This window comes from Candidatus Polarisedimenticolia bacterium (genome assembly GCA_036001465.1).
In the GTDB taxonomy this organism is placed as follows: Bacteria; Acidobacteriota; Polarisedimenticolia; order Gp22-AA2; family Gp22-AA2; genus Gp22-AA3.
Genome location: DASYUH010000099.1, coordinates 42976 through 69341, shown reverse-complemented (window position 1 = coordinate 69341; position 26366 = coordinate 42976). Strand labels below are relative to the sequence as shown.

At 68.4% G+C, this 26366-nt stretch carries 22 protein-coding genes; all 22 read right to left on the bottom strand.

Annotation, left to right across the window (positions count from 1 at the left end):
* Positions 1-3: 3 nt before the first annotated feature.
* Entirely contained in the window at positions 4-1149 is a 1146-nt protein-coding gene (locus tag VGV60_17605) for a glycosyltransferase family 2 protein (GenBank protein ID HEV8703090.1), read from the bottom strand.
* Positions 1146-2393, bottom strand: a complete 1248-nt coding sequence (locus tag VGV60_17600) for a glycosyltransferase (protein ID HEV8703089.1) — start codon at positions 2391-2393, stop codon at positions 1146-1148. The genes VGV60_17605 and VGV60_17600 overlap by 4 nt, the downstream gene beginning before the upstream one ends.
* The gene (locus tag VGV60_17595) at positions 2390-3502 is read right to left on the bottom strand and encodes a hypothetical protein (protein ID HEV8703088.1); all 1113 of its coding nucleotides are present in this window, start codon (positions 3500-3502) and stop codon (positions 2390-2392) included. Before VGV60_17595 ends, VGV60_17600 begins: the two co-directional genes overlap by 4 nt.
* A gap of 26 nt (positions 3503-3528) precedes the next feature.
* Positions 3529-5445 carry an asparagine synthase (glutamine-hydrolyzing) gene (gene asnB, locus VGV60_17590; protein ID HEV8703087.1) on the bottom strand — a complete coding sequence of 639 codons (1917 nt, stop codon included), beginning with the start codon at positions 5443-5445 and terminating at the stop codon, positions 3529-3531.
* Between the two features lie 18 nt (positions 5446-5463).
* Positions 5464-5874 (bottom strand): hypothetical protein, encoded by a 411-nt coding sequence (locus VGV60_17585; GenBank protein HEV8703086.1) that lies wholly within the window; start codon positions 5872-5874, stop codon positions 5464-5466.
* Between the two features lie 149 nt (positions 5875-6023).
* Positions 6024-8207 carry an alginate lyase family protein gene (locus VGV60_17580; protein HEV8703085.1) on the bottom strand — a complete coding sequence of 728 codons (2184 nt, stop codon included), beginning with the start codon at positions 8205-8207 and terminating at the stop codon, positions 6024-6026.
* A 20-nt stretch (positions 8208-8227) separates the two neighbouring features.
* Positions 8228-9286: a glycosyltransferase family 4 protein gene (locus tag VGV60_17575; GenBank protein ID HEV8703084.1), complete on the bottom strand. Its 1059-nt coding sequence runs from the start codon at positions 9284-9286 to the stop codon at positions 8228-8230.
* Positions 9271-11163 carry an asparagine synthase (glutamine-hydrolyzing) gene (gene asnB, locus VGV60_17570; GenBank protein HEV8703083.1) on the bottom strand — a complete coding sequence of 631 codons (1893 nt, stop codon included), beginning with the start codon at positions 11161-11163 and terminating at the stop codon, positions 9271-9273. The genes VGV60_17575 and asnB (VGV60_17570) overlap by 16 nt, the downstream gene beginning before the upstream one ends.
* 8 nt (positions 11164-11171) lie before the next feature.
* Positions 11172-12686: a lipopolysaccharide biosynthesis protein gene (locus VGV60_17565; protein ID HEV8703082.1), complete on the bottom strand. Its 1515-nt coding sequence runs from the start codon at positions 12684-12686 to the stop codon at positions 11172-11174.
* Positions 12656-13768 carry a polysaccharide deacetylase family protein gene (locus VGV60_17560; protein ID HEV8703081.1) on the bottom strand — a complete coding sequence of 371 codons (1113 nt, stop codon included), beginning with the start codon at positions 13766-13768 and terminating at the stop codon, positions 12656-12658. The genes VGV60_17565 and VGV60_17560 overlap by 31 nt, the downstream gene beginning before the upstream one ends.
* Positions 13765-14988, bottom strand: a complete 1224-nt coding sequence (locus VGV60_17555; protein ID HEV8703080.1) for a GNAT family N-acetyltransferase — start codon at positions 14986-14988, stop codon at positions 13765-13767. The genes VGV60_17560 and VGV60_17555 overlap by 4 nt, the downstream gene beginning before the upstream one ends.
* 32 nt (positions 14989-15020) lie before the next feature.
* The gene (locus VGV60_17550; protein ID HEV8703079.1) at positions 15021-16553 is read right to left on the bottom strand and encodes a M48 family metallopeptidase; all 1533 of its coding nucleotides are present in this window, start codon (positions 16551-16553) and stop codon (positions 15021-15023) included.
* A 35-nt stretch (positions 16554-16588) separates the two neighbouring features.
* On the bottom strand, positions 16589-16810 hold the full coding sequence (locus VGV60_17545) for a hypothetical protein (protein HEV8703078.1): 222 nt from the start codon (positions 16808-16810) through the stop codon (positions 16589-16591).
* 15 nt (positions 16811-16825) lie between these two features.
* A complete protein-coding gene (locus tag VGV60_17540) occupies positions 16826-16975 on the bottom strand; it encodes a lmo0937 family membrane protein (GenBank protein ID HEV8703077.1) in 150 nt (49 codons plus the stop codon).
* Between the two features lie 30 nt (positions 16976-17005).
* The gene (locus VGV60_17535; protein HEV8703076.1) at positions 17006-18226 is read right to left on the bottom strand and encodes a DegT/DnrJ/EryC1/StrS family aminotransferase; all 1221 of its coding nucleotides are present in this window, start codon (positions 18224-18226) and stop codon (positions 17006-17008) included.
* A complete protein-coding gene (locus tag VGV60_17530) occupies positions 18223-19434 on the bottom strand; it encodes a GNAT family N-acetyltransferase (protein ID HEV8703075.1) in 1212 nt (403 codons plus the stop codon). The genes VGV60_17535 and VGV60_17530 overlap by 4 nt, the downstream gene beginning before the upstream one ends.
* Before the next feature lie 5 nt (positions 19435-19439).
* Positions 19440-20705 (bottom strand): glycosyltransferase, encoded by a 1266-nt coding sequence (locus tag VGV60_17525; protein ID HEV8703074.1) that lies wholly within the window; start codon positions 20703-20705, stop codon positions 19440-19442.
* Complete coding sequence (locus VGV60_17520; protein ID HEV8703073.1) at positions 20671-21945, bottom strand: O-antigen ligase family protein; 1275 nt, start codon at positions 21943-21945, stop codon at positions 20671-20673. The genes VGV60_17525 and VGV60_17520 overlap by 35 nt, the downstream gene beginning before the upstream one ends.
* A 107-nt stretch (positions 21946-22052) precedes the next feature.
* A complete protein-coding gene (locus VGV60_17515; GenBank protein ID HEV8703072.1) occupies positions 22053-23015 on the bottom strand; it encodes a methyltransferase domain-containing protein in 963 nt (320 codons plus the stop codon).
* Entirely contained in the window at positions 23012-24169 is a 1158-nt protein-coding gene (locus tag VGV60_17510) for an exopolysaccharide biosynthesis polyprenyl glycosylphosphotransferase (protein HEV8703071.1), read from the bottom strand. Before VGV60_17510 ends, VGV60_17515 begins: the two co-directional genes overlap by 4 nt.
* Positions 24170-24220: 51 nt before the next feature.
* Positions 24221-25003: a CpsD/CapB family tyrosine-protein kinase gene (locus tag VGV60_17505; GenBank protein HEV8703070.1), complete on the bottom strand. Its 783-nt coding sequence runs from the start codon at positions 25001-25003 to the stop codon at positions 24221-24223.
* Positions 25003-26358: a Wzz/FepE/Etk N-terminal domain-containing protein gene (locus VGV60_17500; GenBank protein ID HEV8703069.1), complete on the bottom strand. Its 1356-nt coding sequence runs from the start codon at positions 26356-26358 to the stop codon at positions 25003-25005. The genes VGV60_17505 and VGV60_17500 overlap by 1 nt, the downstream gene beginning before the upstream one ends.
* Positions 26359-26366 lie beyond the last annotated feature (8 nt).

Genomic DNA, 26366 nt, shown 5'->3' with positions numbered 1-26366 from the left:
CGCTCATGCCGACGTCTTGTCCCAGGTCACCCGCTGACGTGAGGCGAGAAACCTGAAAGCCCCGGCCAGAGCGGCGCCGTTCGCAAGGCAGAACGTGTACGGCAGGCTGAAGAGCGCGAGGACCCTCCCGCTGCCGCGCAGCAGCCCTCCGAGAAGCGCGCCGGTGTAGAAGGTGACCTGCGCCAGCAACGTCAGGCCGTAGCCCGGCCGGCTGACCAGGAACAGGTTCGAGGCGAACGCCGCGAGGAGCAAGGCGGGCCCCAGCAGGCGCAAGCCCTTGTGCGAGACCGCCTGAAGCCATAGCGGGTTCCCCAGCGGGTTCAGCAGCCACTTCTCCCGGAAGAGAAGCTGAAAATTCCCCGCCAGGGTGCGCGCCTTGCGACCGAACTCCTCCCGCGCCGTCCCCGGCGCCCGATCGAAGGCGCGAGCGGCCGGCTCGAAAAGCACCCGGTACCCGCGCCGGGCGATCCGCATCGGGATCAGGACGTCGTCCAGGATGGTGTCTTGGGGAAGCGGCGAGAAGAGAGTGCGGCGAATCGCGCAGATCGCCCCGGTCGCGCCCACCGTGGAGCCGACCCGGCTCTCGCAGAGACGCACGAAGCTCTCGTAGCGCCGGTAGGCGCTCACCCCCTGGCCCACGGCGGTGCGCCCCCCGTCGCCGGTCAGGACCAGGTCCCCGCTCACCGCGCCCACCTCGCGGTCGGCGAAGGGGGCCACGAGCGCCCGCAGGGCACCGGGATCGAAACGCTGCCTGGCGTCCGCCAGCACCACGATATCCCCGCGCAAGCGCAGCACGATCTCGTTGAGGACCGCCGGCTTCCCCCGCCGCGCCGCGAAGGCGATCACCTGCATGCCTCCAGGGGAACCGGCCCGGGCCCGCTCCGCGGTGCCGTCGGTCGATCCGTCCGAGACGATCAGGATCCCCAGGGAACCCCTGGGATAGTCGAGCGACCTCAGGTTTTCGATCCGCGCCTCGATTCGCTCCGCCTCGTTGTGGGCCACCACCACGATCGTCACCGTCGGCAGGATCGCCCCTCTGACGGTGGGGCGCGGACGGAGCAGGGCCCACGCTCCTATCAGGGCCGGGTATCCCAGGTAGGCGTAGACCAGGAGCATGAGCGAGGCCCAGAAGATCACCGCGGCGGTCATGGCAGAGCACCCGACATCGCGGGTTGGAGAGCAGGGAAGCCGGCCCGGACGCCGGTCCGGGCGATGTGCCGCTCGATTTCCGCCACCCGCGCCTCCCAGCTCTCGGATTCCATCGCCACGGAGCGCGCCCGGTCCAGAGCCGGGGAGCGCTCGCCGAGGGCGGCCGTGACGGCCCGGATGAAGGCGGGCGCGCCCTCGGCGAGGTGCACGAACGGCCGGTAGCGCGCCACTTCGGGAAGGGGAGTGGACACGACCGGAAGGCCGGCGGCCAGGTACTCGCGCAGCTTGAGCGGATTGGCCCGGCAAGTCAGATCGCTGCTCCGGAAGGGAATGATCCCCACGTCGAATCCACGGCAGTAGGCCGGCAGGAGCGCGTAGGGCTTCTGCCCGAGCAGGTGGACGTTCGGCAGGCCGAGGACGGCGCCGACGCCGGCCGCCTGTTTCCCCACAAGGACGAACGACCAGCGCGGCCGCGCCATGGCCATGGCCCGCACCAGATCGAGATCCACCCAGTCCGCCAGGAGGCCGAAGAACCCGATGACGGGCCGCGGAAGGTCGCGAAGATCGGCGGGCGCCTCGACCCCCTGGTCCAGCGCCCGTCCAAAGTGGCCGACGTCCACGCCGTGGGTCACGAAGCGGGTGTTCGGGTTGATCGCGATCCGATCCGCGCACAGCTGCTCGGACGAGGTCAGGACCAAGTCGGAACGCCGGACCAGGTCGCGCTCCATGCGGGCGATGGTGTCACGCGACACGCCCGAGAAGGCCGAGTATTCATCCACGCAGTGATAGATCGCCAGGCGCTCGCTGAGGCGGCCCAGCAGCCGGCCGACGTTCGGCAGGAAGCTCCAGAGGATCGGATCCTGAAGCGCGTGCCGCAGGCACAGGCGGCGCAGCGTGGCGGCCAGGATGCCCGCGTTGAGGCGGTCGGCCAGGCCCCAGCCCGGCAGCGGGACCACCAGGGGGTTGGTGACGAACAGGTTCGTCTCGACCTCCCGGCACCCTCGGAGGCCCTTCGCCAGCTTGTCGAGGATCCTCCGGAGATCGCGTCCCGAAGCGGCCGGCCGGCGCATGCCGATCGAGTTCACCCAGAGGACGCGGTTTCTCCGGGCAAGGATCCGCATGATGTGCGTCTTGCTGGTGGGATCGCCGCCCCAGTCGTGGGCGAAGCAGATGATCGACGCCCCCTCGAGCGCCGGCTGATTCTCGGGATGCCGCTGGGCGGCTGGCGTGCCGGCGATCGTCATAGGCCCTGCGCGAGCTTCGCCGCCGAGGCGTCCGTGCCGTCGCCGCGCAGGCCGGCATAGACCCTGGCCGGCTTCGTGGGGTCGATCGCCAGGGCGGCCGGCAGGCGGATGCCGAGCCCCGCGGTCGTCGCCGTCCATGTCTTCCCGCCGTCGGTGCTCTTGAAAACTCCACGACCGTCGGCGGCGGAATAGATGGTGGACGGGCTTCTGGGATCGATCGCCAGGGCGCACACCGAGACGCTGCCCAGCCCGGCGTTCGCCGCCGTCCAGGTCGATCCGCCATCGGTGCTCCGGAAGACGCCCGCTCCGCCCGTGCCGGCGTATACGACGGAAGTTCCCGAAGGGTCGATGGCGAGGGAGTTCACGTCGTAATACCGCCCCGCGGGACTGATGATGCTCCCGCTGACGAAGGTCCACTTGATACCCCCATCGACGCTCTTGTAGACACCGCCGCCACGGGGCGTGGCATGGAACACGCCGGCGTACAGCGTGGTCGGGGTCTTCGGGTCGACGGCCAGCGAGGTCACGTAGTCGCCGCCCACGGTGGAGTAGGTCCAGGTCTCGCCGCCGTCCACGCTCTTGGCGACCCAGACGGCGTCGGCCGCGTAATGGGTGGTGGGGACGACGGGGTCGATGACCACGGAGCGGAACACGGGGTTGGACAGTTTCGGGCCGACGGCGTTCCAGCTCGCCCCGGCATTGCTGCTCCTGTACAGGCCGCCCGATGTGGCGGCATGGATCACGGACGGTATGGATCGATTGATCCCGAGCGCATTGATCGAGAGGCTCCTCAATCCGGCGTTCCTGGCCGACCAGGTTTCCCCCCGATCCGTGCTCTTGAAGACGCCGCTGGTCTCGGTCCCGGCATAAAGGGTGGAGGGGTTCGCGGGATCGATGGCCAGGGCGCTCACCCCGAGCGAGCCGAGGCCGATGGCCTTCCAGGTGGCTCCGCCGTCCTCGCTCCGGTACAGGCTCGCATCGCCCGGCGCGGCTTGCAGCTTGCCGGCGAGCGCGGGTCGGTCATCTTTGTTCGCGGAGGGAGGGCCGCCCGCGGCCCCGGCCTGGAGCGCGAGGACAATCAGGAGCCAGGATATCGATCGATGATTCATGGATGCCTTTCTCCGCGCCCGCGAAATCAGGCGCCCGGGCGGATCTTGATGGAGTGCGGCTCCTCGCCATCGAGGAAGATCCGCTGCCAGATCTCGAGATTCACGAGGAGCCACAGGCGGCTGTCATGGTCGGCGGTACCGGCGTGGTGCTCCATCGCCAGGGTCCTGAGGACGGTAGGATCGAACAGATTGCGCCTTAGCGTCCGTGGGGAGAGCACAAACTCCTGGACCACGGACCACCATCCTTCCCGGATCCACTTGCCGAAGGGCACGGGGAACCCCATCTTGCGGCGCTCGAGGATCGCCCGCGGCACGACGTCTTTCAGCGCCGCCCTCAGGATGGCCTTGGTTCGCCAGCCGCGCAGCTTGAAGCGGGCCGGGAGCGCCGTGACCTGCGCCACCAGCGGGTGATCCAGGTACGGAACCCTGCTCTCCAGGGATGCCGCCATGCTCATCTGGTCCTGCTTCATCAGCAGCTCGACGAGGTAGGTTTGGATGTCGGCGCGCCCGATCCGGTCGAGCGTCTCCCCCCCGGCCTCGTCGAACAGGCGCAGGACATCCCCATAGGGATCGCGGCCGGCCGGCGCAGTCCCGGCCAGCAGGAGGTGGCTCTGCAGGAACTCCGGGAAGACGGCGAAGTTTTCGCAGAACAGCTCGCGGGGACCGGGCTCGAGCCCGAGGAAGGTGCGCTCGGCGTACCGGCGCACCATCCGGGGAAGCCCCTTCACGATCCGGCTCGTCCGCCCCCGGAGAGCCGAGGGGACCAGGCGCCAGTACATTTCTCCGAGCCGCTCGTTCCACGCGGTGACCCGGTACCGGTTGTAGCCGAGAAACAGCTCGTCCGCCCCTTCGCCGCTCAGCACCACCTTGACGTGCCGGCTGGCGAGCCGGGAGACGGCGTGCAGCGGCACGCTCGACTCGAAGGCGATCGGTTCGTCCTCGTGCCAGACGAGACGCGGCAGATCGGCGAAGAACTCGTCCGGGCCGAGCACGACCTCCCGGTGCACGGATCCCGCCGCCCGCGCCGCCAGGTGCGCGAAGGCGAGCTCGTTCGCCTCCTTGTCGTCGAAACCGACCGCGAAGGTCTGGATCGGCTCCGGGACCATGCGGGCCATGAGGACCGCCAGCCCGGTCGAGTCGAGCCCGCCGGACAGGAACAGTCCCAACGGCACGTCGCTCATGAGGTGGCTGCGCACGGCGTCCTCCAGCCGGTCGCGCACCTGGACGGCCTGCTGCTCGATGGTACTGCCGACGGGATCGACGGGATCGGGCAGGCGCCACCAGCGCCGCTGCGTGACCCCGGACCCCGGCGACCATGACAGCAGCCGGCCCGGCAGGAGCTTGCGCACGCCGCGGAAGAATGTCTCCTCGCCGGCGATGAAGCGCGTGGCCAGGAACTCCGAGAGGATGTCCTGGTTAAGTTGCGGCCTGATGGGACCCGCCGCCAGGATTGCCTTGATTTCCGAGGCGAAGATCAGCTCGTGCTCGGTCAGAGCATAGTACAGAGGCTTGATTCCCAGCCGATCGCGCGCCAGGAGAAGCCGGCCTCGCTTGCGGTCCCACAGGGCGAAGGCGAACATGCCCCGCAGGGACTCGACGCAGCGATCTTCGTCTTCTTCGTAAACATGGAGGATCGTCTCGTTGTCGCTGCGGGTCCTGTACCGGTGCCCCATTTTTTCGAGCTTCGGCCGGAGCTCGGGGTGGTTGTAAATCTCGCCGTTGCAAGCGATCCACACGCTCTGGTCCTCGTTCGCCATCGGCTGCTGGCCGCCCTTCGGATCGACGATCGCCAGCCGCCGATGGCCCAGCCCGATCGGCCCCTCGACGAGCAGTCCTTCCCCGTCCGGACCTCGGTGGCGGAGCGTGTCCCGCATCTGCTTGAGGCGTTCCGCTTCCACGCCCTCCCCGGGATGCAGCTTCAGGATGCCGACGATGCCGCACATGGATTGTCTCGAGCGGTTTCAGGACCCCTCGACCACGATGTAGGTGTCGAGGTAGGGAGACGGGATGACGCAGGACGCCCCCGAAATGCCGTCCTTGTCGACCAGCGTGACCTGACTGCAATGTCCGGCCTCCGTGGTTCCGCCGGCCGTCCGGCTTTCCGGATGAAAGGTGGTGAAACAGTCGTATAGCGCGTTCGTGTCGTGATCCAGGTACGTCCAGACGATGTGGCAGGTGATGTCCTCGACCGTGGCCGTGAGGCCCGTGGCGGTGATCCTGAATCCTGGAAGAGACTCGTCCCTGACCACCGTCACGGGAGTGATGTTGTCGGGCGACGCGGTCGTCGGGAACGTCGAATCCGCGGGGCAGGTCAGAGTCTGGACGACGTGGCTGATGACCCAGGTCCCCTGCAGCTCGGCCTGGGTCGCCACGCAGCCTTCGGGAATGATGACGTGGCTCGTGCCGACCCCGCCCCCGCAGCCCGTTAGTAGTCCGAGGCAGAGGATCAGAATAGGGGCACTGACTGCGGCAAGCGCGTGAGGGCGAAGCCATGACATGCGTTTCTCCTTCTTCCAGTCGATCAAGGAAAACTCCTACCGTTGACGACGACCCCTTCTTCCTCGAATCTCAGCGTGTCCCGCCCCCCGTCGAGGATGAGCCCGGCCGGCCGCCGGGCTCCCCGATCGAGGAGCGACACCTCGGGAGGCCGGCCGGGCTTGCCGTCCGTCGGGACCAGGAGCGTGATGATGCGAAGGGGGAGGAGCGCTTCGGCGCTCACGATCATGATGGGCGCCGGCCTGCGCTGTCCGTAGTCGGGCGACACCCAGCCTTCCGGGAGAGCCTCGCTACCCTCGGCGATCCGTGTCGTCAGATCGACGTTCGCGAAAGAGCGGATCAGGAGCCCGGTTCTCCGCGGTCCGGTGGCGCGCACCCAGCCGTCCTGCTGCTCCGCCCGCAGCGGGGCGAACTGGAACCGCGTGTCGATGCGGTGCTCGGCCTTCCCGTCCAGGTCATCCACGATGACGAGGTAGCGGGGCTTCAGGAACAGGATCCGGCGCCGGTGAACGACCGGATCGGGAAGCCGGCAGTAGGCGCCGTGTTCGGCATCGGCATAGCCGAGGGAATCGTCGGAGGCGAAGCGCCGCAGCCGCGCGCGGGGCGCGGCGTGCCAGGCAAACGGGCCGGACGGCACGGCCTGCCCGGCGCCGTCCACCGTGACGGTGCTGTGCGCCGCCGTGCCGCGGAACATGTCCCGCCACAAGGGGTCGGCCGCGTACCGGAAGGTGCCGGGGTCTACGACGCACGGCTCTCCGAACAGGGCGCATTGGACGCTCAGGAGATCGGCGTGCGCGTGACCTGCGGCGGAAGGGGGATCCAGCGGCCCGACATCGAAGATGATCTGGTGGTCGCACGGCCCCCAGCCGCTGCGCATCACGACGTACCCGCCTGCGCCGAACAGCTCATGGGAAGAGGGCCTTGGCGGCGTGGGTGCCACGGCTCGAAAGGCGGCTTCGCCCTCGGGACCGAGGAGCCAGAGAGTCTCCGGGGCCAGCCCGCCGGCCGCCCAGGCGTACTCGGCCCGCCCGAAGAGCGCCGCCGCGGTCGAGAAGATACCGCGCACGTCGTTCGGATCCCGGCGATGCAGCGGCAGGAGCCAGCCGCCGTCGCTGTCTCCCATGCTCGGCACCGTGCCGCGGGGCGTCGCGATCGCCAGCAGGAAGTCGAGCGCCTTGCGGATCCTGTCCGGCACCGCCTCCGGGACGCGGCGGCCGCAACGCGACGCAAGGATCAGGAAGTGCAGGTAGATTTCGATCGTGTAGCGCTGGTAGCAGGTCGCCTGCTCGAAGTAGACCCCGTCGGGCAGCACCTGGCGCGCGACCTGCTCCGCCAGGATCCGCTCGCCCGTAATCGTCCAGCGCCCGGCCTCGGCGAGATCGGGAAGCTGGGTGCCCGCATAGAACAGGCCGAGGGCTTCTCCCGTGAGGTGGGTGTTGGGAGAGGTATAGTGCGACAGGTAGCGCTCGACGTGGGCCGCGTGGCTGCGGATGCCCGCCCGCATCTCCGCGAGCAGATCCGGCGTGAGCGCGCGCGAGCCCCGGAACAGGTGCAGGGCCCAGCACCAGGAGATCAGCCGCAGGGCGACCTCCAGGCTGCTGGCCCAGTTGATGCCCCACCCCACGGGGTTGGCCGCCGTCCATTCCCGGACCGACGACGCGAACATCTCGGCATGCCGCTCGTCTCCGTCCAGGCGATAGGACTGCCCCAGGGTCACCAGCCACTGGTGCCGGTTCAGCTCCCAGATGACCTTGGGGTCGCCCATCGCCTCCGAATCAAAGAGATCAATCCGGCTCCAGTGAGCGAAGGGGGCCCGCCGTCCCGAGAGCGGGTCGAGACGCCAATCGATCGGGTCGCCGAAGAACAGCTCGCGGTAACCGAGCAGATCGAACCGTTTGCGACCGATCGTCCCGGCCGCCGCCAGCAATTGAAGGCGCGCAGGCGGCAGGCACCGGCCGAGCAGATGCTCTGTCCCGTCGCTCGCGGCGCCGTCGAAGAACCGGCCCGGCGCGTTTTCGTTGAACCACTGAAACGCCCGTCCCAGAGCCCGTTCCACCGCGTCCCCCGGCTGCCTTGATGCGAACGCCCCCGTGATGGCCAGGAGCCGCCTGCGCCGCGCGCCGTCCTCGGTGACCACCGAGGCGCCGAGGCGATCCAGCCACTTCGCGGCCTCCTGCCGCCCGCGGCTCGCCAGCTCCTGGAATCCCATTCCCGACAAGCGCTCCAGCCTCATGACGGTCGACCGGCGTACACCGCGAGCCAGGAGCTCCGCACGCTCTCCCAGCGGTACTTCTCGGCCTCCCGCCTGGCGCCGCGGGCGATGAGCAGGGCGCGGTTCGGGTTCCCCAGGAGATAGGACGCGGCGTCGACCATCGCCCCCGGGTCCTCGCGCGGCACGAGCAGGCCGGTGGTGCGGTGGCGGATGAGGTTGGCCAGATCGCCGGCCGCCGTGGAGACGACCGGAAGCCCGGCCGCAAAGGCCTCCAGGACCGACACCGGCTGGTTGTCGACCACCGAGGCGTTCAGGAGGATGTCGGCCTCTTCGTACAGTTCCGGCATCCGGCGCGGATCGACCGCCCCGGCGAAGCGCACGCCTTCCGCCCCGAGCGCGGCCACCAGGCCTCTCAGGTATTTCTCCTGGCTTCCCGACCCGGCCACCGTCAGCGTGGCCTCCGGGTAGCTCTTCTTCAAGCGCGAGAAGGCGCGGATCGTCACCTCCACGCGATAGTGAGGCTCGAGGCTGCGGGCAGAAAGGAAACGCGGCCTAAGAGGAGGCCGCTCACGGTAGCGGAATCGCCCCGTGTCCACGATGTTGCGGATGACGCGGGCGCGGTGGCCGTGACGCGCGAAAACCTCTCGCAGGTATTCGGACGGCACGACGATGTCGTCGACCAGGCGCAGGAAGGGATGAACCAGCATACCCCATCGCGCCAGGTGCGACTCCGCCTCGCCACTGTGGTAGTGCAGCACCACCCGCTTCCCGAACAGGCGCGATACGGCGATGGCCGGCGCCGGAGCCAGGAGGAACGACCAGAAGGACGCGGAGAAGATGTGCACGACGTCGACCCCGCGCAGACGCGCGAGGGATGGAATGTAAATAGCCTGGTTGACCAGGGTGCGGACGTACGGCAACCGGCGCACCCACGACAAGGGCCGCGGGGAACGGGGATCGATGGGGATCCGGGTGACCTGGTGCCCCTCCTCCCGCAGGCGGTCCTGCAGAGCCGCCGCCTGGACCTCCTGCCCCCCCAGAGAACCGGGGCCCGGCGCGATCAGAGCGACGCGCATGCGACCTCCTTCTGCCGCCAAGAGCGGGCGTCGACGAAGGCGCGGCACCACAGCTCGAAGGAGAGCAGCGTCCAGAGGTGCAGGTCGAGCGGACGCCCGGCCTCGTGGTGTCGCACCAGGGTCTCGATTGCGATCGGGTTGAAGATGCCCCGCTCCCGGCTGCGCTTCGACAGGAGCAGGTCGCGGACGAACCTGCCGAGCTTCCCTCTGAACCAGCGGCCGAGCGGGACGGCGAAACCCTGCTTGCGCCGGTCGATGATGTCGTCGGGCAGGATGCCCCGCATCGCCTCCTTGAAGATCCACTTCGTCGTGCCGCCGCGCAGCAGCATGTCGGGGGGGATCGTCGCCGCGAACTCGACCAGCCGATGGTCCAGGAGCGGCGCGCGCGCTTCCAGCGAGTGCGCCATGCTCATCCGGTCCACCTTGGTGAGGATGTCCAGGGGCAGATAGGCCTTCATATCCATGTAGCGCGCCGCCGACAGCCAGTGGCCGCCCGCCCGCGCCAGGTAGCCCAGCTCCTCGCTCCAGGGATCGCCCTCCGCCATGCGACCGAGGGCCTCGGGCATGAGCAGACGCTCCAGGTCGTCGCGATGGAAGAGCGTCGATTCGTCCAGGTAGCGGTGCGGTCCGTCGAGCGCCAGGTTGCGCAGGACATTGCGCCCCTTTGCTCCCGGCGGAAGGGATGCGGCCACCGCCCCGACGGTCCAGCGCGCCGCCGCGGGGAGCCGGAAGGCGCGCCTCCGCGCCTCGACGAGGTACCTGTCGTAGCCGGCGAAGAGCTCGTCTCCGCCGTCGCCCGAGAGCACCACCTTCACGTGCTTGGCCGCCAGCTGCGACACCATGTAGGTGGGGATGGCCGAGGAGTCGCCGAACGGCTCGTCGAGGTGCCAGGCGATGCGCTCGACGATGTCGACCACCTCGGGTTCGAGGACGAGCTCGTGGTGCTCCGTCCCGAACTTCCGGGCGACCCGCCGGGCGTGCGCGCTCTCGTCGAACGCCTGGTCCTTGAAACCGATGGTAAAGGTCTTGACCGGGCCTGTCATGTGGCGCGCCATCGTGGCGACGACCGCACTCGAGTCGAGCCCGCCGCTCAGGAAGGCCCCCAGGGGCACGTCGCTCACCAGCCGCAGGCGCACCGACTCGTCCAGCAGCGCGCGCAGCTCCTCGGCCAGATCGCCGGCGCTCCGGCCATGGACGGGCTCGAAGCGGACGTCCCAGTAAGGGCGGACCCGCGTCCCGTGGCCGGGCGTGGCGACCAGGAGGTGCCCGGCAGGTAGCTTGCGGACCCCCTGGACGATGCTGTCGGACGCGGGGGTCGTGAGAAACGTGAACAGGTGAGACGCGGCCCGCCAGTTGATCTCCGGCTCGATGTACGGCAGCTCGAGGAGGGCCTTGAGCTCTGAGGCGAACGCGAGCCGTCCGTCGATCTCGGCGTAGTACAGCGGCTTCACTCCGAGACGGTCGCGGGCCAGGAGAAGCCGGCGCTGCGTTTCGTCCCAGAGGGCGAAGGCAAACATGCCGCGCAGGTGATCGACGCACCGGTCGCCGTACTCCTCGTAAAGGTGGACGATGGTCTCCGTGTCGGTGTGCGTGTGGAACGCATGCCCTCTGGACTCCAGGTCCCGCCGGAGCTCCCGGAAGTTGTAGATCTCGCCGTTCAGCACCACCCAGACCGTCCGGTCCTCGTTGTGGATCGGCTGCCGGCCGGTTTCGAGATCGATGATGCTCAGACGCCGCATTCCCAATCCGGCGCAGGCGCCCAGGTAAAGCCCCTCGTCGTCCGGTCCGCGGTGGCGCATGACGTCGCACATGCGCCGGACGTCTTCCGGAACGACGGGCCCGCCGTCGAGATGAACGATGCCGGCAATGCCGCACATGGGCGGGATTACGCTCCCTCGGCGCGCACGGCTTGAAGCGGTTCCACCGCTCCGCCGCCAGAGCGCGGCCATCTGTGGACGGCGGCGAGGGCCGCCAGGTAGATCGACGCGTAGGTCATCCCCGCGGCCGCCAGGCCCGCCAGAGGATGGTCGGCCAGCGCCTGCATGACCACCCACGCCGGGGCCGCAGCAGCGGCGGCCAGGCCGGCCGTCGTCGCGAGCCCGCCCCAGGGGAGAAGCCGGCGCGGGCCCACCTTCAGGAGTCGACACATGTCGAACAGCATCAGGCCCTTCGCGACGATCATGCTGGAGAGGGTGACCAGGACGGCCCCTATGAGCCCGAACGTCGAGAGGAACCAGGAGATCGATCCCAGGATCAACACGAGCCGGGCGACGTTCACCATGAGCATGAAGCGCGTCCTGGCGAAGACCCGCAACACACCGTCGGTCTGCAGCACCGGGAACAGGATCGAAAGCGTCCAGGCGAGGAAGATCGGCACGCTCGCCGCGTACGCCGGCGTGAACAGGACGAGGATCAGGTCGCGCCCCAGAACCAGAAGCATCGCCGTCAGAGGGAAGAAGATCATCGCGAGACGCAGCGTCGTCTGGTGCCAGAGCTCCAGGACGGATCCCCGGTCGTTATCGCCGAGCCTCTCGCTCATGCGGACCATCATCACGCTCCCTGCCGGGCCCGCCACGAAATCCACGAACGGGACCTGCAAACAGCCGACTGCATAGATGGCGAAGGTGGCCGCATCAAAGCGTGCGGACACCACGTACTGGTGCAGGTTCCCCTGGATCGTCTCGATCAGGACCGCCGCCCCGAACGGCAGCGCGTACGAAAGCTGCTCGCCCAGCGCTCCGCTGCCCGGACGCAATGCGCCCCTGAACTCCCCGATGAAGTAACCGAGCGTCACGACCATGCGCAGGGCCGCGAACGCCACCGCGCCCAGCAGCACCCATTCCAGGCGGCGCGTGACCAGAGCGGGCAGGATGAACAGCGCCGCGCGCAGCAGGTCCGACAGTCCGTACGACGCCGCCGCCCAGACAAAACGCCCACGCGCGATCAGGACGATCTCGAGGCCCGCCGAGACGAGCATCAGAAGCAGGAACGCGCCGATCCACGGGAGATACGGAGCCAGCGCGGCGTTGTTCAACCAGGCGGCGAGGGCCGGCGCTCGGGCCCACAGCAGCGCGCCGGTCGCGAGACCCAGGGCCCCGAGGCCGATCGCTGCGTTCGCGACATAAGTCCCGCGGCGCCCCTGCGCCTGCGGGACGAAGTAGAACAAGCTCTCGGCCAGGCCCACCTGCGCTATGAAATACAGGGTGGCGAAGACCAGGAAGAGCTGCTTGTAGGTGCCGAACGTGGTCTGGTCGAACACACGCACCAGCACCACCGGGATGAAGAACGTCGCTGCGAAGCCGACGCTGCGGCCGAGCGTCAGCACGAGCTCGGGCCCGAACGGGATTCCGGCGGACTTGGCGGGCTGGATCACGATGTCGTGCCGCTCCAAGCCGCGCACAGGTGCGGCCTGCCATCAATCCCGGGCCCGTGAGTCAGGCGGCACGGAGACAGGACGTCGAAGACGCCCCCGACCAGGCAGGCCAGGACCGCCCCGGAGAAGGCCCCGCGGGAGTCGACGCAGGCGCGTTCCCAGAGGACCCGGCGCGACAGCGTCAGGAGCGGGAATCTCGGATCGCGGTGCCCGCAGGCGGTGTATCCGAACCGGTAGCCCGCCCCGGCCGTGGCGATCAGGGTCTGGGAGTCGAACCGGCCGTCGGGGTAGGCGAAATGGTCCACCTGCGTCTTCAGGCGCGCTTCCAGCGTCTGGCGTGATCCGGAAATCTCGTTGCGCTTTCGCTGCGGGCTCTCATGGGTCAGCAGGGCGTGCGTCCGGCTGTGAGAGCCGATCGTCACGCCGGCAGAGCGCATCTCGTCGATCATCTCCCAGGTGAGCGCCAGACCGCCGTCGGTCCCGTTCGGGCCGAAGCGGGTCTCGAGCTTCGCGATCACGGCCAGGATGGCGGGCTGCGCGAGAGTATCGAGGAACAGGCGCAGCGCCGTGAATGTCGTCCGGCCCGCGCGCGCCAGGGCTCGAGGCTCGGGCATGCGCAGACCGCAGTCGCCGTACAGGCCGGCGAGCACGCCGGCGGGGGCCGCCGCGCCCGACAGGGCCCGTCCAAGGAGGGCGTACAACCTGTCGTGGATCATCGACTGCGACGTGCCGATCATCCCGGTCACGACGAAGATGGTCGCGGGGAACCCCTTGCGCTTGAGAATCGAGAAGGCGTTCTCGTACACGTCCGCGTAGCCGTCGTCGAACGTGACGGCGGCGGTCCCGGCGGTGGAGGCTCCCTCCTCCAGGCGCTTCCCCATGTCCTCCAGGGAGACCAGTCGGTAGTGTCCGCCCAGCCAGTCGAGGTGCTGCTCCAGCATCCGCGCGCTGATCAGCATCGACGGTATGGAGGTCGTGGCGCTCCGGTCGAAGTCCTGGACCACCCTGTGGTACCCGACGACGAGGGGCGTTTCCCTCGATCTCCGGCCGGACCCCAGAAGCCCCGCGGCGCCGGACTTGGTCAGCCCCAGCGCCAGACCCGACTTCACGAGATTTCTAAGCACGTGCCTGTCTTTCTCGACCTGCTGTTCAGGGCGGCGGCGATCCGGTCGGCCAGGACGCGGGGGATGGCCCTGCGCGCCAGCCGCCGGGCGCCGCGGCCGAAATCGATCACGGTCCGCTGGATGGCGCCGCGCGTGCGGGGCGGGTAGGCCTCCAGCCGCCCGATCTCCCGGTGCTGCCGCGCCCAAAGCGACTTGTACCCTTCGTCGCCGTGCAAAAGGTCGAATTCCGCCGCCCCTTCCTCCAGGGCCTTGCGGATGGTCAGCCCCATGGCGACGAGGCCGACGCTCTGCTTGCGGTACGCCGGGTCGAAGCCCGACTGGTAGAAGTAGAAGGTGCGACCGTAGCGGAACCCGTAGAGCGCCGCGGCCGGCTTGCGGTCAAGACGCAGGAGGCACAGACGCAGCCAGCCGCGTTGCAGGGCCAGCGCGCTGAACTCCTGGTGAAAGGCCAGCAGACCCGGCGTGTGGAAGGCCTCCGATCCCCCCAGATCCCGCCTTCGCAGATTGTGCAGGTCGATCAGGTGGCCGAGGAACTCGCGCCGCTCCTCCTCGCTCGCTGCCTCGGTGAAGAGCGGCTCGGACGACCGGGTCAGGTTCCGCAGGCGACGCTGCAGATTGGCCCGGTGCGCCGGGCCGAGTCCGGCGAGATACGATCCCCACGTCTGGCCCGAAAGATCGATATAGGGGCACACGGCGGTCGTGGAGGCGGACACGCCCCAGCCGCTCCCCTCGAGCCACTCCGAGAGATCGAGAGCCTGGGAGAATCCCGTCCTGACCTGCGCCATCTCGAGCATGACCTTCCCCCGCCCCAGATGATCGGCCAGGGCTGGAAGGGCGACGTGCTCCCGGCCTGTGCGGACGATCAGGTCCAGGTAGTCGGATCCGACGAATCCCGTGCCGAGGAACTCCAGCGAGGGGAACGGCGCCAGCCGGCCGTAGTCGGGGGGACGGACCGCCAGGGGTGCGATGGCGACCAGCTCGCCCGCGGAACGGACCGCGAGGATCGACAGCCGCCGCCGGCCGCCCAGGTGCTTCCACCAGGTGAACATCCACTCCCACGTCAGAAAGACGGAGGCGGACGGGCTCGTCGAGAGAAGCTCGTTCCACTCGCGTCGGAGCCGCCGGAACCCCTCCACCTCCGCGATCGTCTCGATCGCGCAGGGGAGGGGCCGGCCGGCCACCAGGGAAGAGGATGGGGTGAGCATGCTGCTTTGGAGGAATGTTCCGGAGGATGCGATTAGTCGTGCACCGCGCGGTCGTTGACCTCCAGGCTGGAGATCATGCGGTCGAACGTCTTGCCCAGCTCGCCATAGTCCTGCCCGGGGGCGATGAACAGCGCGTAGATGACGTCGTCATCGGGAAGCTCGCGAGTGAACAGGGTGACACGCTCCTCCTGTTCCGTCACGTCCGAGCGGCCGGACAGGACCAGGGAGAGAGCCGCGGCCCCGCTGACCGTGTCGGTTCGCTGTGAATTGGGAGAAATTTTCAGATTGGGATTGGACCGGAGGATCTGGGCGATCAGGTCGTTCGTGGCCTGGGCAAGGTTCGTGCGACTGATGGAGCGGCCGCTGCCGTCGACGAAGCCGGTGCTGTAGTTCACGGACCCGCCGCTCCCGAACCGTTCGCTGGCTTCGCGATCGATCGGATCGTAATGGTTGATGATCACGCCGTAGACGAGGTTCCTTTCGTCGCCTCCCGTGTCGACGTAACCGCCCGGCGGAGCGAGGGTGGCCCCGTACCCGTTCGTCGGCTCGTAGACGCTCCAGTTCGTCGGGTAGTCGACGCGGAAGAACCCGCCTCGCTGCTGAAACGATCGGAAGCTCGTGGACGGACGGTCGACGTTGACTTCGGCCACGCGGCCGCCGCCGGCGGTGAGCGCAGTCGATCCCGTCGTGCCGGTCGTCGCCTGGGCGATCTGCTGGGTCGACTGCGCCGGGGACAGCGCCTTGAGCGTGGATTTCACCTTCGTCATGCCGCCGACCGGCTGCGTCGGCTTGATGTTCAGCGCCCGCATCTCGGTCCTGATGCGGCTGGCGCGATCCTTGGGGGCGGGGTGGCTGCTGAAGAACTGCTCAACCTTCCCCGGATCGCGCGCCTGCGTGCTTCGCAGCAGCTCGAAGAAATCCACCATGTCCTGCGGATTGTAGCCGGCCCTGGCCATCGTCTGCGCGCCCACGATGTCTGCCTGCTCCTCGTCCGTGCGGCTGAACTTCAGGAACATCGCGTTCAGCCCGAATCCCCCGATGGCATTGACCGTTTTTGCGGTCGAGCCGCCGTCCTTGCCGATGAGGCCTCCCATCACTCCGAGCCCCATCTGGCTGAGGTAGGCCTTCGACGCCTGATTGGTCCCGTGCCGCAGAGCCACGTGGGCGATCTCGTGCGCCATGACGCCCGCGAGCTGTCCCTCGGTCTTGGCCGCCTCGAGGAGGCCGCGGTTGAAGTACAGGTATCCGCCGGGCAGCGCGAACGCATTGATGTCGGAGGCGTTCACGACCTTGAACTGGTACGGGTATTTCGCCCCGGGGGCCGAGGCCGCGAGACGCTTGCCGACCGCAGTGACGAACGCATCGATCTGGCGGTCATGGAGGATCGGCAGCTGACGCTCCGCCTCGGCCGCGGATTTCAGGCCGATTTCCTTGTCCTGCTCCACGGAGAAAAGATTGAACCCCGGCTTGATCTTGGTCTGGGCGAAGGACGACCCTCCGGCCACGGATGCCACTGCCAGGAGACTGCCTATCACGACGGCGATTCGAACGCGTCTTGCCTTCATGTCATTCACCTCTTTCGATTGTGATCCGGGCGGTTCTAAAGTGTTTTCTGGCGCACGAAAAACAGCAATACGCCGGCCACGATGGCGCCGGTGCCGACCCAGACGGGGATGTTGACCGTTTCCTTGTCCTTGACCGACAGCTCCAGGTTCCCCAGCTTGAGGTCGTGGCTCTCGCTGGTGTAGCTGAAGCCGCCGTAGGCCAGTCCGAGAATGCCGGCCACGATCAGCACGATAGCCAGGGTCTTGATTGGATTCATGCCGTGTCCTCCTGCTCAGGCGCAGCTACGGCCTCGGAAGAGGCGAAGCACCAACATCACGACGGCGAGCACGAGAAGCACGTGGATCAATCCCCCCATGGTGTACGAGGAGACCAACCCGAGCAGCCACAGGATGACGAAGAGCACGATCAATGTTTCGAGCATGTGCGTTCCTCCTTTATAGAGCGACGGGGTTCACTGCAAGTCGAGATCGAGAATCTGACGGGCGGCATAATCGATCTGGTCGGAGCCGATGTCCTGGTGGATCGGGATCTCCAGGACGTGGTGACGCAGGTACTTCGCGTCCGGGCCTTCCTCGGGGGCGGCCTGGGGATCGCCGTAGTTCCAGAACTGCACCGCCTCAATGCCGCGACGCCACAGGGCGGCGGCCGCCGCCTCCTTGTCGCTCACCAGAATCGGGAAGAACAGCGGGCACACGCCGGGATCCAGGTCTTCACGAAGCATGGTGACGCCTCCCTGGAGCCGGTCGCGCATCCTCAGGAAGTTCGCCCGGCGGCGCGCCCGGATCCCCTCGTAGTCGAAGCGCTTCAGGAGAAGCCGAGACAGGCTCGAGATGCGCGTGTTGACGTCGGATAGGTTGAACCCGATGTCGCCCACGGTGACCCGTTTCGCCGGCAAGACCCGCAGCGCCCGGCCGAACCCGCCCTTGGCGGCCGAGAGCGCCCCGCCCACCGCCGCCCAGCGCCCGCGGATCCGCCGCAAGACGAGCTCGGCGGTCATGCCGGCGACCGAGGCCATGCCGCAACCCTCCCATCCGAGCCGGTCGAGGCCGTGCAACGGCCCGGTGTTCTGCACCAGCAAGCCGCCATTGGGAACGGGGAGCGTCTTGTACAGGCAGAAGATGGCGAAATCGCCGAACGTGCCGAGCGGCCGCCCCTCGCTCCCGCTCAGGAGCGCCAGAGCGCAATCTTCGATCAGGAGGATGCCGCGATTCCGGCACAGCTCGATGAGCTCCCGCATCGGCTGGGGCCAGCCGAGGTAATGGATCACGAAAAGGGCGCGCGCTCCCGAGCGGATCAGCCGGTCCACCTGATCCAGGTCCGGCTCCAGCCGTCGGTTGATCCGGTAGAAGCGAAGGTGCGCGCCCGACGCTCGCATCGCCCCCACCTCGTTGCCGCTGTGATAATCGGGCGCGAGGACAGTGTCCTTCGGGCCGAAGCCGAGTGCCCGGAACAGGTGGTAGATCGCGTGCCGCGCCCGGTAGAAGTAGGTCCCGTTCGGCATGCCGAACGGGAATGGCGTCTCCTTCGGGCGGAGCGGCTTCCCCAGCACCTCGAAACCCAGCCCCTGCCACGCCGGCAGGCAGACGCGCTGCTTCTCCGGCGCCGGGCCCCGGGCCGGCACGGACATCGGAAGGGCCGGTGACTGCGACGGCTGCGGCATGAGGGTGCTCATGCCCGCGCTCCGCGGCCGCGCGAGGTCCAGGTCGCGGCCAGCACCCGGGCCGCGTCGCGCGTGACGACGAGCGCGCGATGCCGCCGGAGGCGCGGGACGATCCGGAACTTCGTGAAGTGCAGCAGCCGCATGCGCGGGGAGTCCGGCATCACGTAGAGCCACTCCTGGGACCGAGTGCGGGTGGCCCAGTCGAATTTCCAGGCATCTTCCTGGCCCAGGAAATCGAATTCCTTCACCCCCCGATCGAAATGGTCCTGCAGGATCCGGGCCAGCAGCTGGCTGTACGGGGAGCAGGCGGCAAACGCCGGGTCGTAGGCCGGCTTCAACAGAAAGGCCTTGCCGGCGTAAAACAGCGAGAAATCGAATGCGATCCTCCGTTCGCCGACCGTGAGAAAGTGCAGGCGCAGCCAGCCGCGCCGGGCCGCCCGAAGCGCGAGCAGCGAGTAGAAGCGGTGCGTCGCCTCATCGGCGGCGATGGCCGTGCCGGCGCGTCCCTTCCAGCCGGCCGACTCGATCCACAGCCCGTCCTCGAGCGCGTCCCAAACGTCCGGCCCGGAGCCGACGACCTCCATCCGGATGTCCCCGAACTGCTGCAGGCGCCTCTCCCGGCGGCGGAGGTTGGCTCGGAGCTTGGGCGACAGCCGATTGAAGTACTCGTCCCAGCTTCCCTCGATCGGAATGTAGGGGGCCTCCGCCGATCGCCACAGCCCCGTGAGATAACCGTCCCCCAGCGCCAGGGACGTGAGTGTCGCAAGGGTCGGTGAATCGGCCGGCAAGTGGCTGAGGACCAGGACGTCCCAGAGCGCTTCCTGCTCCAACAGGGTCCTCCAGATTGCCCTGTACGCCTCGGGGCGCCGACGTCCCGAGACCACGTCGAAGCGCTGGGTATGGACGTTTCCGATGGTCTCCAGCCGGCGCACCGGCAGCCCGTAGAACCGTCCTTTGCTGCGCATCAGCGGGACGATGGCAACGGGCCCATCTCCGTCCCTCACCATCAGGACATGCAATTCGTGGGCGGCGCCGAAGCACTCCCACCAGGTCTTCACCCACTCGTGACTCAGGAACGGATGGTCCACGCCCGACTCCTCGAGCAGCGCGTCCCAGGCCGGCTGCAGATCGAGCAGCCCCTGCCAGTCCGTGATCGTCTCGACCCGGAGCTCGGTCGCCGCCGTCGGCCGCTGCTCGGGCGCGGCGAGGGCCAGGGGCATCGGGCTCAAAGCGGTGCCTGCTGACGGGCGGGAGCTCGCATTTCCCTTCGACAGCGGGCGAGGACGCCCGCCGGAGGCGAGAGGATGAGGGGCGCCCCGGACGCTCCGTCCTCGTCCATGGTTGGGCTACGCTCTCCTCGAAGAAGCGCCCGGTAGAGGCCCTCGGTCTGGCGCACCATGTGATGCATCGAGAAGCGATCGACCGCCTGCGTCCGGGCCGCTTCGCCCAGGCGCCGGGCCAGTGACTCGTTCTCCAGGAGACGACCGATGGCCTCGGCCAGCGCCGGTGCGTCACACGGCGGCAGCAGGAGGCCAGTCACGCCGTCCTCGAGGATTTCGGGCGTCCCGCCGACGCGCGTCGCCACGACCGGCACGCCGGCCGCCATCGACTCGAGCACGACGTTGGACAGCCCCTCGCTCAGCGAGGGGGCGACCGAGACGGCGGCCTGCGACAGGATCGCCGCGACGTCCAGTCTCGTCCCCGTGAACACGACGCGTCCCGCGAGCCCGAGCAGGCAGGCCTGCTCCTCGAGATCCCGCCGGCTGGCCCCGTCTCCCACGATCACGAAGCGCACCTCCGCGAACCGGCTCCCCAATAGCGCCGCGGCCTTAAGAAGGTCGTCGATTCCCTTCATCGGGTTCAACCGGGACACGGCCACGACCAGGGGAGCGCGCGGCGGCAGGCCCAGGGCCGACCGGAGCGCCTCATCGGGCGGACGGGGCACGAACCGGTCGACGTCCACGCCGTTCCGGATCACGGCGATCGCGCGACGCGCATGGCCCCCCTCCGTGAGGCGATCCCGGACGGCGGAGGCGTTCACCAGGACACAGTGGGCCAGCCGGCTGGCGCACATCTGGACCAGCCTCTGCGCGCGCGTCCAGGGATCGCCGCTGTCGCGGATGGACGCCAGCACGACCGGAGAGCCGGCGAGCCGGGCGACCGGCACGGCGAACACGATGGGGTAGAAACCGTAGGCATGAACGATGTCGATGGCCTGGCGCTTCAGATAGGCCGCGAACCGCAACTGCTGCCGCAGGGTTCCAGGACGCAGGAATCCCTTGATCGGGTACGAGCTCAAGGGGAGCCCGCACGACGCCATCTCGGCGTACAGCGGCCCTTCCCGTTGCAGACTGGCGACGTGAACGTCGAAGCGGGAGGGATCCAGGCTGGCGGCCAAGTGGGCCACCTGCCGCTCGGTCCCGCCGACATGGAAGCCCGTGATGAACTGGAGGACCTTAATCCTTGACAGGAAGCACCTCCATGGTCGCAAGCCTGCCGATTGCCACCGCAAGTCCGGCGATGATGAAGAAATAGAAGTGGTACCCGACCGGATGGAACATCCCGGCCACCCCGAAGGCGACGAGGCTGACCTCCACCGCCACGCCGTAATGAAAGAGGTTCTCGAGCCCCGAAACCCCCGCCGCGGCGCGCTGTGCCCGCCGCGCCCGCAGGACACAGGAGCAGAACAACGCCAGGAACAGGACCAGCCCGGGCAGCCCGAGGTCGGCGGCGTATTCCAGGTAGACGTTGTGCACTTCCTTCCAGGACGGACCCTGCGCCTCGTTGAGCGCCAGGATGTTCATCCCTGCGCCCACACCGAGGAACGGATGCTGGAGCGCCAGACCCGTGGCCGCCACCATGCCGCCCCAGCGTGCCTGGGCCGAGCCGGTCTGGTCCGAGCGCATGTCCGTGATCGTCCCCATGTGATCGAGATACGATCCGGGCAAAAGCGGCAGGGCCACGAGCGCAAGCAGGACCACGGCCACCGCCCAGGCTCTCCGGGTGCTCCTGGAGAGCTTCCAGAGATACAGCGCGAGCATTGTCGCGAGCGTCAGGAACCCGGCCCGCGAGAAGGTCAGGACAACTGCCGCCGCGCCCAGGACGACGATGCCCAGCAGGAACGCCCGCGCGAGAGCGCCGCGGGCCCGGATCAGGAGCGCCACCGAGAACGGCAGGATCAGGTTGAGCGTCAGTGCGAGGTCGTTGGGGTTCTGCGTGAGCGGCGCGTTGTACCCGGAGATCCTCTTGAAACTCTGATAGTCGCCTCCGGGCGCGATGTCGCCCGAGAGAAAATTCGTGATGGCGACCGAGGCGAGCGGAACGCTGGCGAACACCAGGGTCAGGGCCACTGCCCGGAAGCGCGCCGGCGTGCCGACCAGGTTCGCGATCAGCCAGAAAACCGCGAGAGACTTGATGAAAAGGTCCAGCAGCAGGGACAGGCTCCCTCCCGGCCAATACGAAAAGGGCACGCCCAGGACGGCCCAGGCGGCGAGGCAGGCGGCGAGCACGATCTCGCGCGTGACGATGGAGATCGGCCGGCGCGCCAGGAAGCGGTCGAGCGCGTGCGCCGCAATCCCGCTGATCGCGGCCACGAGCGCCAGGCGGAACGGGGACAGGGCCGGAAACAGCGCCTGCGGCGCGAGGAGCAGGATGATCAGGAAGGCCAGGAGTGCCACGAAGGGGGCCGCGCCGCTCGTCACGCCAAGGTCGATCGATCCGGAGATCCGCACCTCCCCGCGGGCACCCGGCGGCGGGGCGGGCCTCCACCACTCTGGGCCAGGCCGGGCGGCGCCGGCCGGCACCGGCACGAAAGTCGTCGCCTCTCCCCCAGTCCGGATCATGGACTCGGCGCGGGAGCCAAAGCCCCGGCCCTGACGCCGCGCATCCGGATCGGCTCCTTCGCGATCTCGATGTCGGCACATCCGTTCTCGCGAAACCAGGCGTAGACTTCGGGGTGCGAGTGCTTCCACTGGTATTTCGGCGTGTACCAGTCGAAGGTATCGAGCCAGCGCGCGCGCCAGTGAGGGTGCATGGAGATCGGGCTGACGAACTGCAGCACTTTGCCGAGCCAAGGCAGGCGGTACGGGTAGTACAGGGGAACAGCCACGGATGACAGCGCCCGCATCACGCGGAGTGGCAGCCGCGTCGTGACCCTGCGGATCAGATCGGAACCGTAACAGGCCGGGCCGGGGTTCGGATACAGATAAACCGCCATGCTCCCGCCCGGCTTCACGCAGGCCGCGACGCAGGCGAACGCGGCGCGCGGGTCGGGAGTGTGGTGCAGGACCCCGATCGAGTAGGCTCGATCGAACGTCCCCTGGCAAAATGGCAGCGCGAAGATGTCCGCCTGGGCCAGGTGGATGGCGGGGCGCTCGCCGATGTTGTCGTAGGCGGCGTCCACCGCTTCGGTGAGATCGATGCCGAAGACCTCCGCACCCGCCATCGCGGCGACCTCGGCGTACCTGCCGGCGCCGACGCCCGCGTCGAGCACCCGTCTGCCACGCAGGCTCTCGGCAGTCCACCCGGTCGTTTCCAGGAAGCTTCGACTGGACTCGTCCCGCCCGTTGAGCGAATCGAGCTGAACGCTCCGGAAGTGCCTCCACTGGTAGGCAAAGGACCCGGCGTAACCGCCGGCGGAAACGAACCTCGGCACACCCCGCCGGACGGGATAGACGGCGGAGCAGCCGCGACAGTCGAGATCACCTTCCAGAACCTCGCCGCCGCGGCCGGTTCTCTCGCGCAAATCGAGGCTGCCCTTGCAGGCGGGGCAGACGAAAACCCTCAAGGCCGATGACTTCATGCCGCCCGGGCGCCGCTCGTGTGCGGAGGCACGGAGGTCGCTTCGGCCACTTTCCTCTCGGGGCCGAGCCCCAGCAGGAGGACGCGCGCCGTGCGGGCGAGAATGCGCAGGTCGAGCCACAGCGACCGGTGCTTGATGTAATAGAGGTCGTAACGCATCTTCTCCGACTCCTCCTGGAGGGTGTTGGCGTAACGGTACCGGACCTGCGCCCAGCCGGTGACGCCTGGGCGAATTGCGGCGCGCAGGGCGTAGTACGGGATGCGATCGCTGAACAGCTCGAAGTTGGAGACCGGGTGCGGCCGGGGACCGACCAGGTTCATGTCGCCCCGGAGGACATTGATGAACTGAGGGAGCTCGTCCAGATGCGACCAGCGGAGGAAACGGCCGGCGCGGGTGATTCGGTCACTGTTGTCGCGGACCCACGACGAGCCGTTCGCTCCCTCGGCGTGCATGGTCCGGAACTTCAGCAGCCCGAATTTCCGTCCTCCCCGCCCCACGCGCTCCTGCGTGAAGACCGCCGGCCCGCGCGAATCGAGGCGGATCGCGAGGGCAATCAGCGGCCAGAGCGGGGCCGTCACCGCGACCGCGACCGCCGAGAGGAAGAGGCTCATGCCCCGTCCGACGAACGCCGCGACGCGCCGCCGCTGGAACCCTCCGGAGAAAATGAGGGCGCTCGGGGTGAGCGCGTCGATGGCCAGCCTCCTCGTCAGGCGTTCGTAGAACTCCACACCCTCCTCGACCGCCACACCCCGCACCCGCGATTCCAGCAGCGGTCCGACCGGCAGCCGACCGCGGCGCTCGTCGAGCGCGACGACGATCCGATGCGGACGCACCTTCCCGACGATGACGTCGAGATCCTCGAGCGACCCCATGACCGGATAGGGAGGCGCCGGCCCTAGGGAGCGCACCTCGGGAATGACGCCGACAATCGTCCAGCGCGAGCCGCGGGACCCCATCTCGTGGATCAGCTCGCGGGCGAGAGGCCCGGATCCCAGGATGAGCACGCGCTCGCCCGAGCCGGGGTCGCGCACCTCTGTGCCTGCGGCGGAGCGCCGGGTCCTCAATGTCAGGAGGGCGAACAGCCCCATCCCCATGACGGCGAACACCGTCGACAGAGCGAGATTGGACTCGATGACAGCCCACAGCGAATGCATGGCCGGTGGTTTCCGATCTCTCAGGTGGTGAGGTGCGGGTGCGGCTGCTCTTCAGCGCGCCGGGGGCGCGCCGTAACCGCGGTAGTAAGCGTAGGGCCCCGGCCGCGGCGGATCGACGTAGTTGAAGACCAGCCCGGCGACCTTCTCCGGATCGAGGGCGTTCAAAGCCTCCTCCAGGAACCTGCGCGGCGTCCGGTGCGCGGCCACGACCAGGAGAAGACTGTCCGCCCAGCGCGCGATGACGCGGCAGTCAGGCACCGGCAGCACCGGCGGCGTGTCGACGATGACGTAGTCGTACGTCCGGCGCGCCTGTTCGAGGATCTCCCCCAGGCGCGGCGACCGGAGGGCTTCGTAGGGCTCGGCGAGATGGCGACCCGAGGTCAGAAGCGACAGGCTGAAGGGCGGGCGGCGGCGCACCACCGACTCAAACGGGAGCCGCGCATCGACGATCGCGTCGGCCAGGCCCGGCTGCCCGGTGTCGTGAATCCCGAGCTGCGCCGCCACGTCCGGAAGGCGCAGGTCGGCGTCCACCAGCAGCACCCGCGCTCCCTTCGACTGCGCCAGGGTGCCTGCGAGATTGATGGCGGTCGTGGTCTTCCCTTCGCCAGCCCCCGGGCTGGTCACGGCAATCACACCACGCCCGCCGTTGGCGCGCGTTTCCTCGATGCGGTGCCTCAGGACCCTGTACTTGTTGGCCTCGAACGACTCCGAGGTTAGGAGACTGACGAGCTGTTCCTCCGGAGCGCGTCGGATGATGCTGACCGGCAGGACGGCCGGCTCTCTCGCCGGCTCACGGCGCTCCTGCTGCTCGAAGACATTGAGGATCGATTCCATCAGGCGCGACCTCCGATGATCATGAGCAAATACGATCCGCCCCAGCGGGCGATGAAGTAGGAAACCCCGACGACGAACGGGAGGCCCAGCAAGGCCAGGGAAACGCCCAGAAACACACGGTACCGGCGCTGCCGTTTCCCCTTCTTCGTGACGATGCGTGGGATGCTCGCCAGGACAGGCACCCGCGTGAACTCCTTCAGATCGTCCAGCGCATGGAACGACGTGTCCATCCGCTCCGCCAGCACGATGGCCCCGAGCGCCAGCCCGACCGAGATCGCCAGGCCGCCAAGCAGGATACGAAATCGGTTGGGTGATGCCGGCTTGTCCGGCACGACCGCCGGATCCAGAATGGCGAATTGAACGCCCTGCTGCTCCTGCTCCATGCTTTCATTGAGCCGGGCCTCCTCGTACCACTTCACCAGGGACAGATAACGGTCCTTGGCCGTCGCGTAATCGCTCGACATGAGGCCGGCATCCGCCTGGGCCAGTTCCTCCCTGATCCTCTGCACGGCCCCGCTATCGGCGGGGCCGGACCTGTCTTTCGGTGCGGAGCCCGCGATTTGCGACTCGATCGCCTGGATTTCGCTCTGCGCCTGGGTGATCAGTGGATGGCTGTCCTTGTACCGCGTGCGCAGCTCGGTCAGCTCCTCTCTGAGTTTTGCCAGGCGCGCAACGCCGGCCGCCCTGGGGCCGCCGGCAGGCTCCATCGACGCCAGGCGCTTGACCAGGCCGTCGCGGCGTCCGACCAGTCGTGCCTGCGCCTCGCTACTCTCGTCCAGGCGCGCCTTCGCCTCGTCGAGCTCGGCCTTCAGGAACCTGGCCGAGGACGCGGCCTGGTGCTCGCGGCTCTTGAGATTGTCCTCGACGTAGCTGGCCGCGAGCGTGTTGGCGACCTCGGCGGCGGTCCGCGGATTATCGCCCCAGTAGCTCAGAGCGAAGGAGACCGTCGCGCCATGCCCGACCGTCGGGTCGACGCCCCTCGGCTCCAGGCGGATGTCCCGGCGCATCTGCTCGATGATGGCCTCCGTGGAGGCTCCCTTCGTCCTCTGCCCGCGGTAGAGATTGAACCGCTGAATGAGATCCTCGAGCCGCGCGCGGCTGAGGAGCTTCTCCTCGATGGTCTGCAGGCGTGTCTCGAGCTCGTCGGCTTCCCCGGGCCGCACCAGGGATTCCGTCACGTCCGGGCGCTCGACGAGGACCGTGGCCGTGCCGCGGTAGAGGTCCGGAAGAAAGACGGCCACGCTCGCCGCTGCACAGACGATCACCGCGAGCGTCGACAGGGCGAGCCACTTCCGCCTGCGCCAGACGGACATGAAGACATCGGGCCCTCCCCGTTTCTTCGTCGCTTCGGACATGGTCATCC

Coding starts and splice junctions, on each gene's coding strand:
- VGV60_17515 (HEV8703072.1), bottom strand. CDS start 23,015: ATGAAGTCATCGGCCTTGAGGGTTTTCGTCTGCCCCGCCTGCAAGGGC.
- VGV60_17605 (HEV8703090.1), bottom strand. CDS start 1,149: ATGACCGCCGCGGTGATCTTCTGGGCCTCGCTCATGCTCCTGGTCTAC.
- VGV60_17595 (HEV8703088.1), bottom strand. CDS start 3,502: ATGAATCATCGATCGATATCCTGGCTCCTGATTGTCCTCGCGCTCCAG.
- VGV60_17575 (HEV8703084.1), bottom strand. CDS start 9,286: ATGCGCGTCGCTCTGATCGCGCCGGGCCCCGGTTCTCTGGGGGGGCAG.
- VGV60_17510 (HEV8703071.1), bottom strand. CDS start 24,169: ATGCATTCGCTGTGGGCTGTCATCGAGTCCAATCTCGCTCTGTCGACG.
- VGV60_17500 (HEV8703069.1), bottom strand. CDS start 26,358: ATGTCCGAAGCGACGAAGAAACGGGGAGGGCCCGATGTCTTCATGTCC.
- VGV60_17505 (HEV8703070.1), bottom strand. CDS start 25,003: ATGGAATCGATCCTCAATGTCTTCGAGCAGCAGGAGCGCCGTGAGCCG.
- asnB (HEV8703087.1), bottom strand. CDS start 5,445: ATGTGCGGCATCGTCGGCATCCTGAAGCTGCATCCCGGGGAGGGCGTG.
- VGV60_17600 (HEV8703089.1), bottom strand. CDS start 2,393: ATGACGATCGCCGGCACGCCAGCCGCCCAGCGGCATCCCGAGAATCAG.
- VGV60_17535 (HEV8703076.1), bottom strand. CDS start 18,226: ATGAGCACCCTCATGCCGCAGCCGTCGCAGTCACCGGCCCTTCCGATG.
- VGV60_17550 (HEV8703079.1), bottom strand. CDS start 16,553: ATGAAGGCAAGACGCGTTCGAATCGCCGTCGTGATAGGCAGTCTCCTG.
- asnB (HEV8703083.1), bottom strand. CDS start 11,163: ATGTGCGGCATTGCCGGCATCGTTCATCTCGACGGCGGGCCCGTCGTT.
- VGV60_17545 (HEV8703078.1), bottom strand. CDS start 16,810: ATGAATCCAATCAAGACCCTGGCTATCGTGCTGATCGTGGCCGGCATT.
- VGV60_17540 (HEV8703077.1), bottom strand. CDS start 16,975: ATGCTCGAAACATTGATCGTGCTCTTCGTCATCCTGTGGCTGCTCGGG.
- VGV60_17530 (HEV8703075.1), bottom strand. CDS start 19,434: ATGCCCCTGGCCCTCGCCGCGCCCGAGCAGCGGCCGACGGCGGCGACC.
- VGV60_17555 (HEV8703080.1), bottom strand. CDS start 14,988: ATGCTCACCCCATCCTCTTCCCTGGTGGCCGGCCGGCCCCTCCCCTGC.
- VGV60_17580 (HEV8703085.1), bottom strand. CDS start 8,207: ATGGGATTCCAGGAGCTGGCGAGCCGCGGGCGGCAGGAGGCCGCGAAG.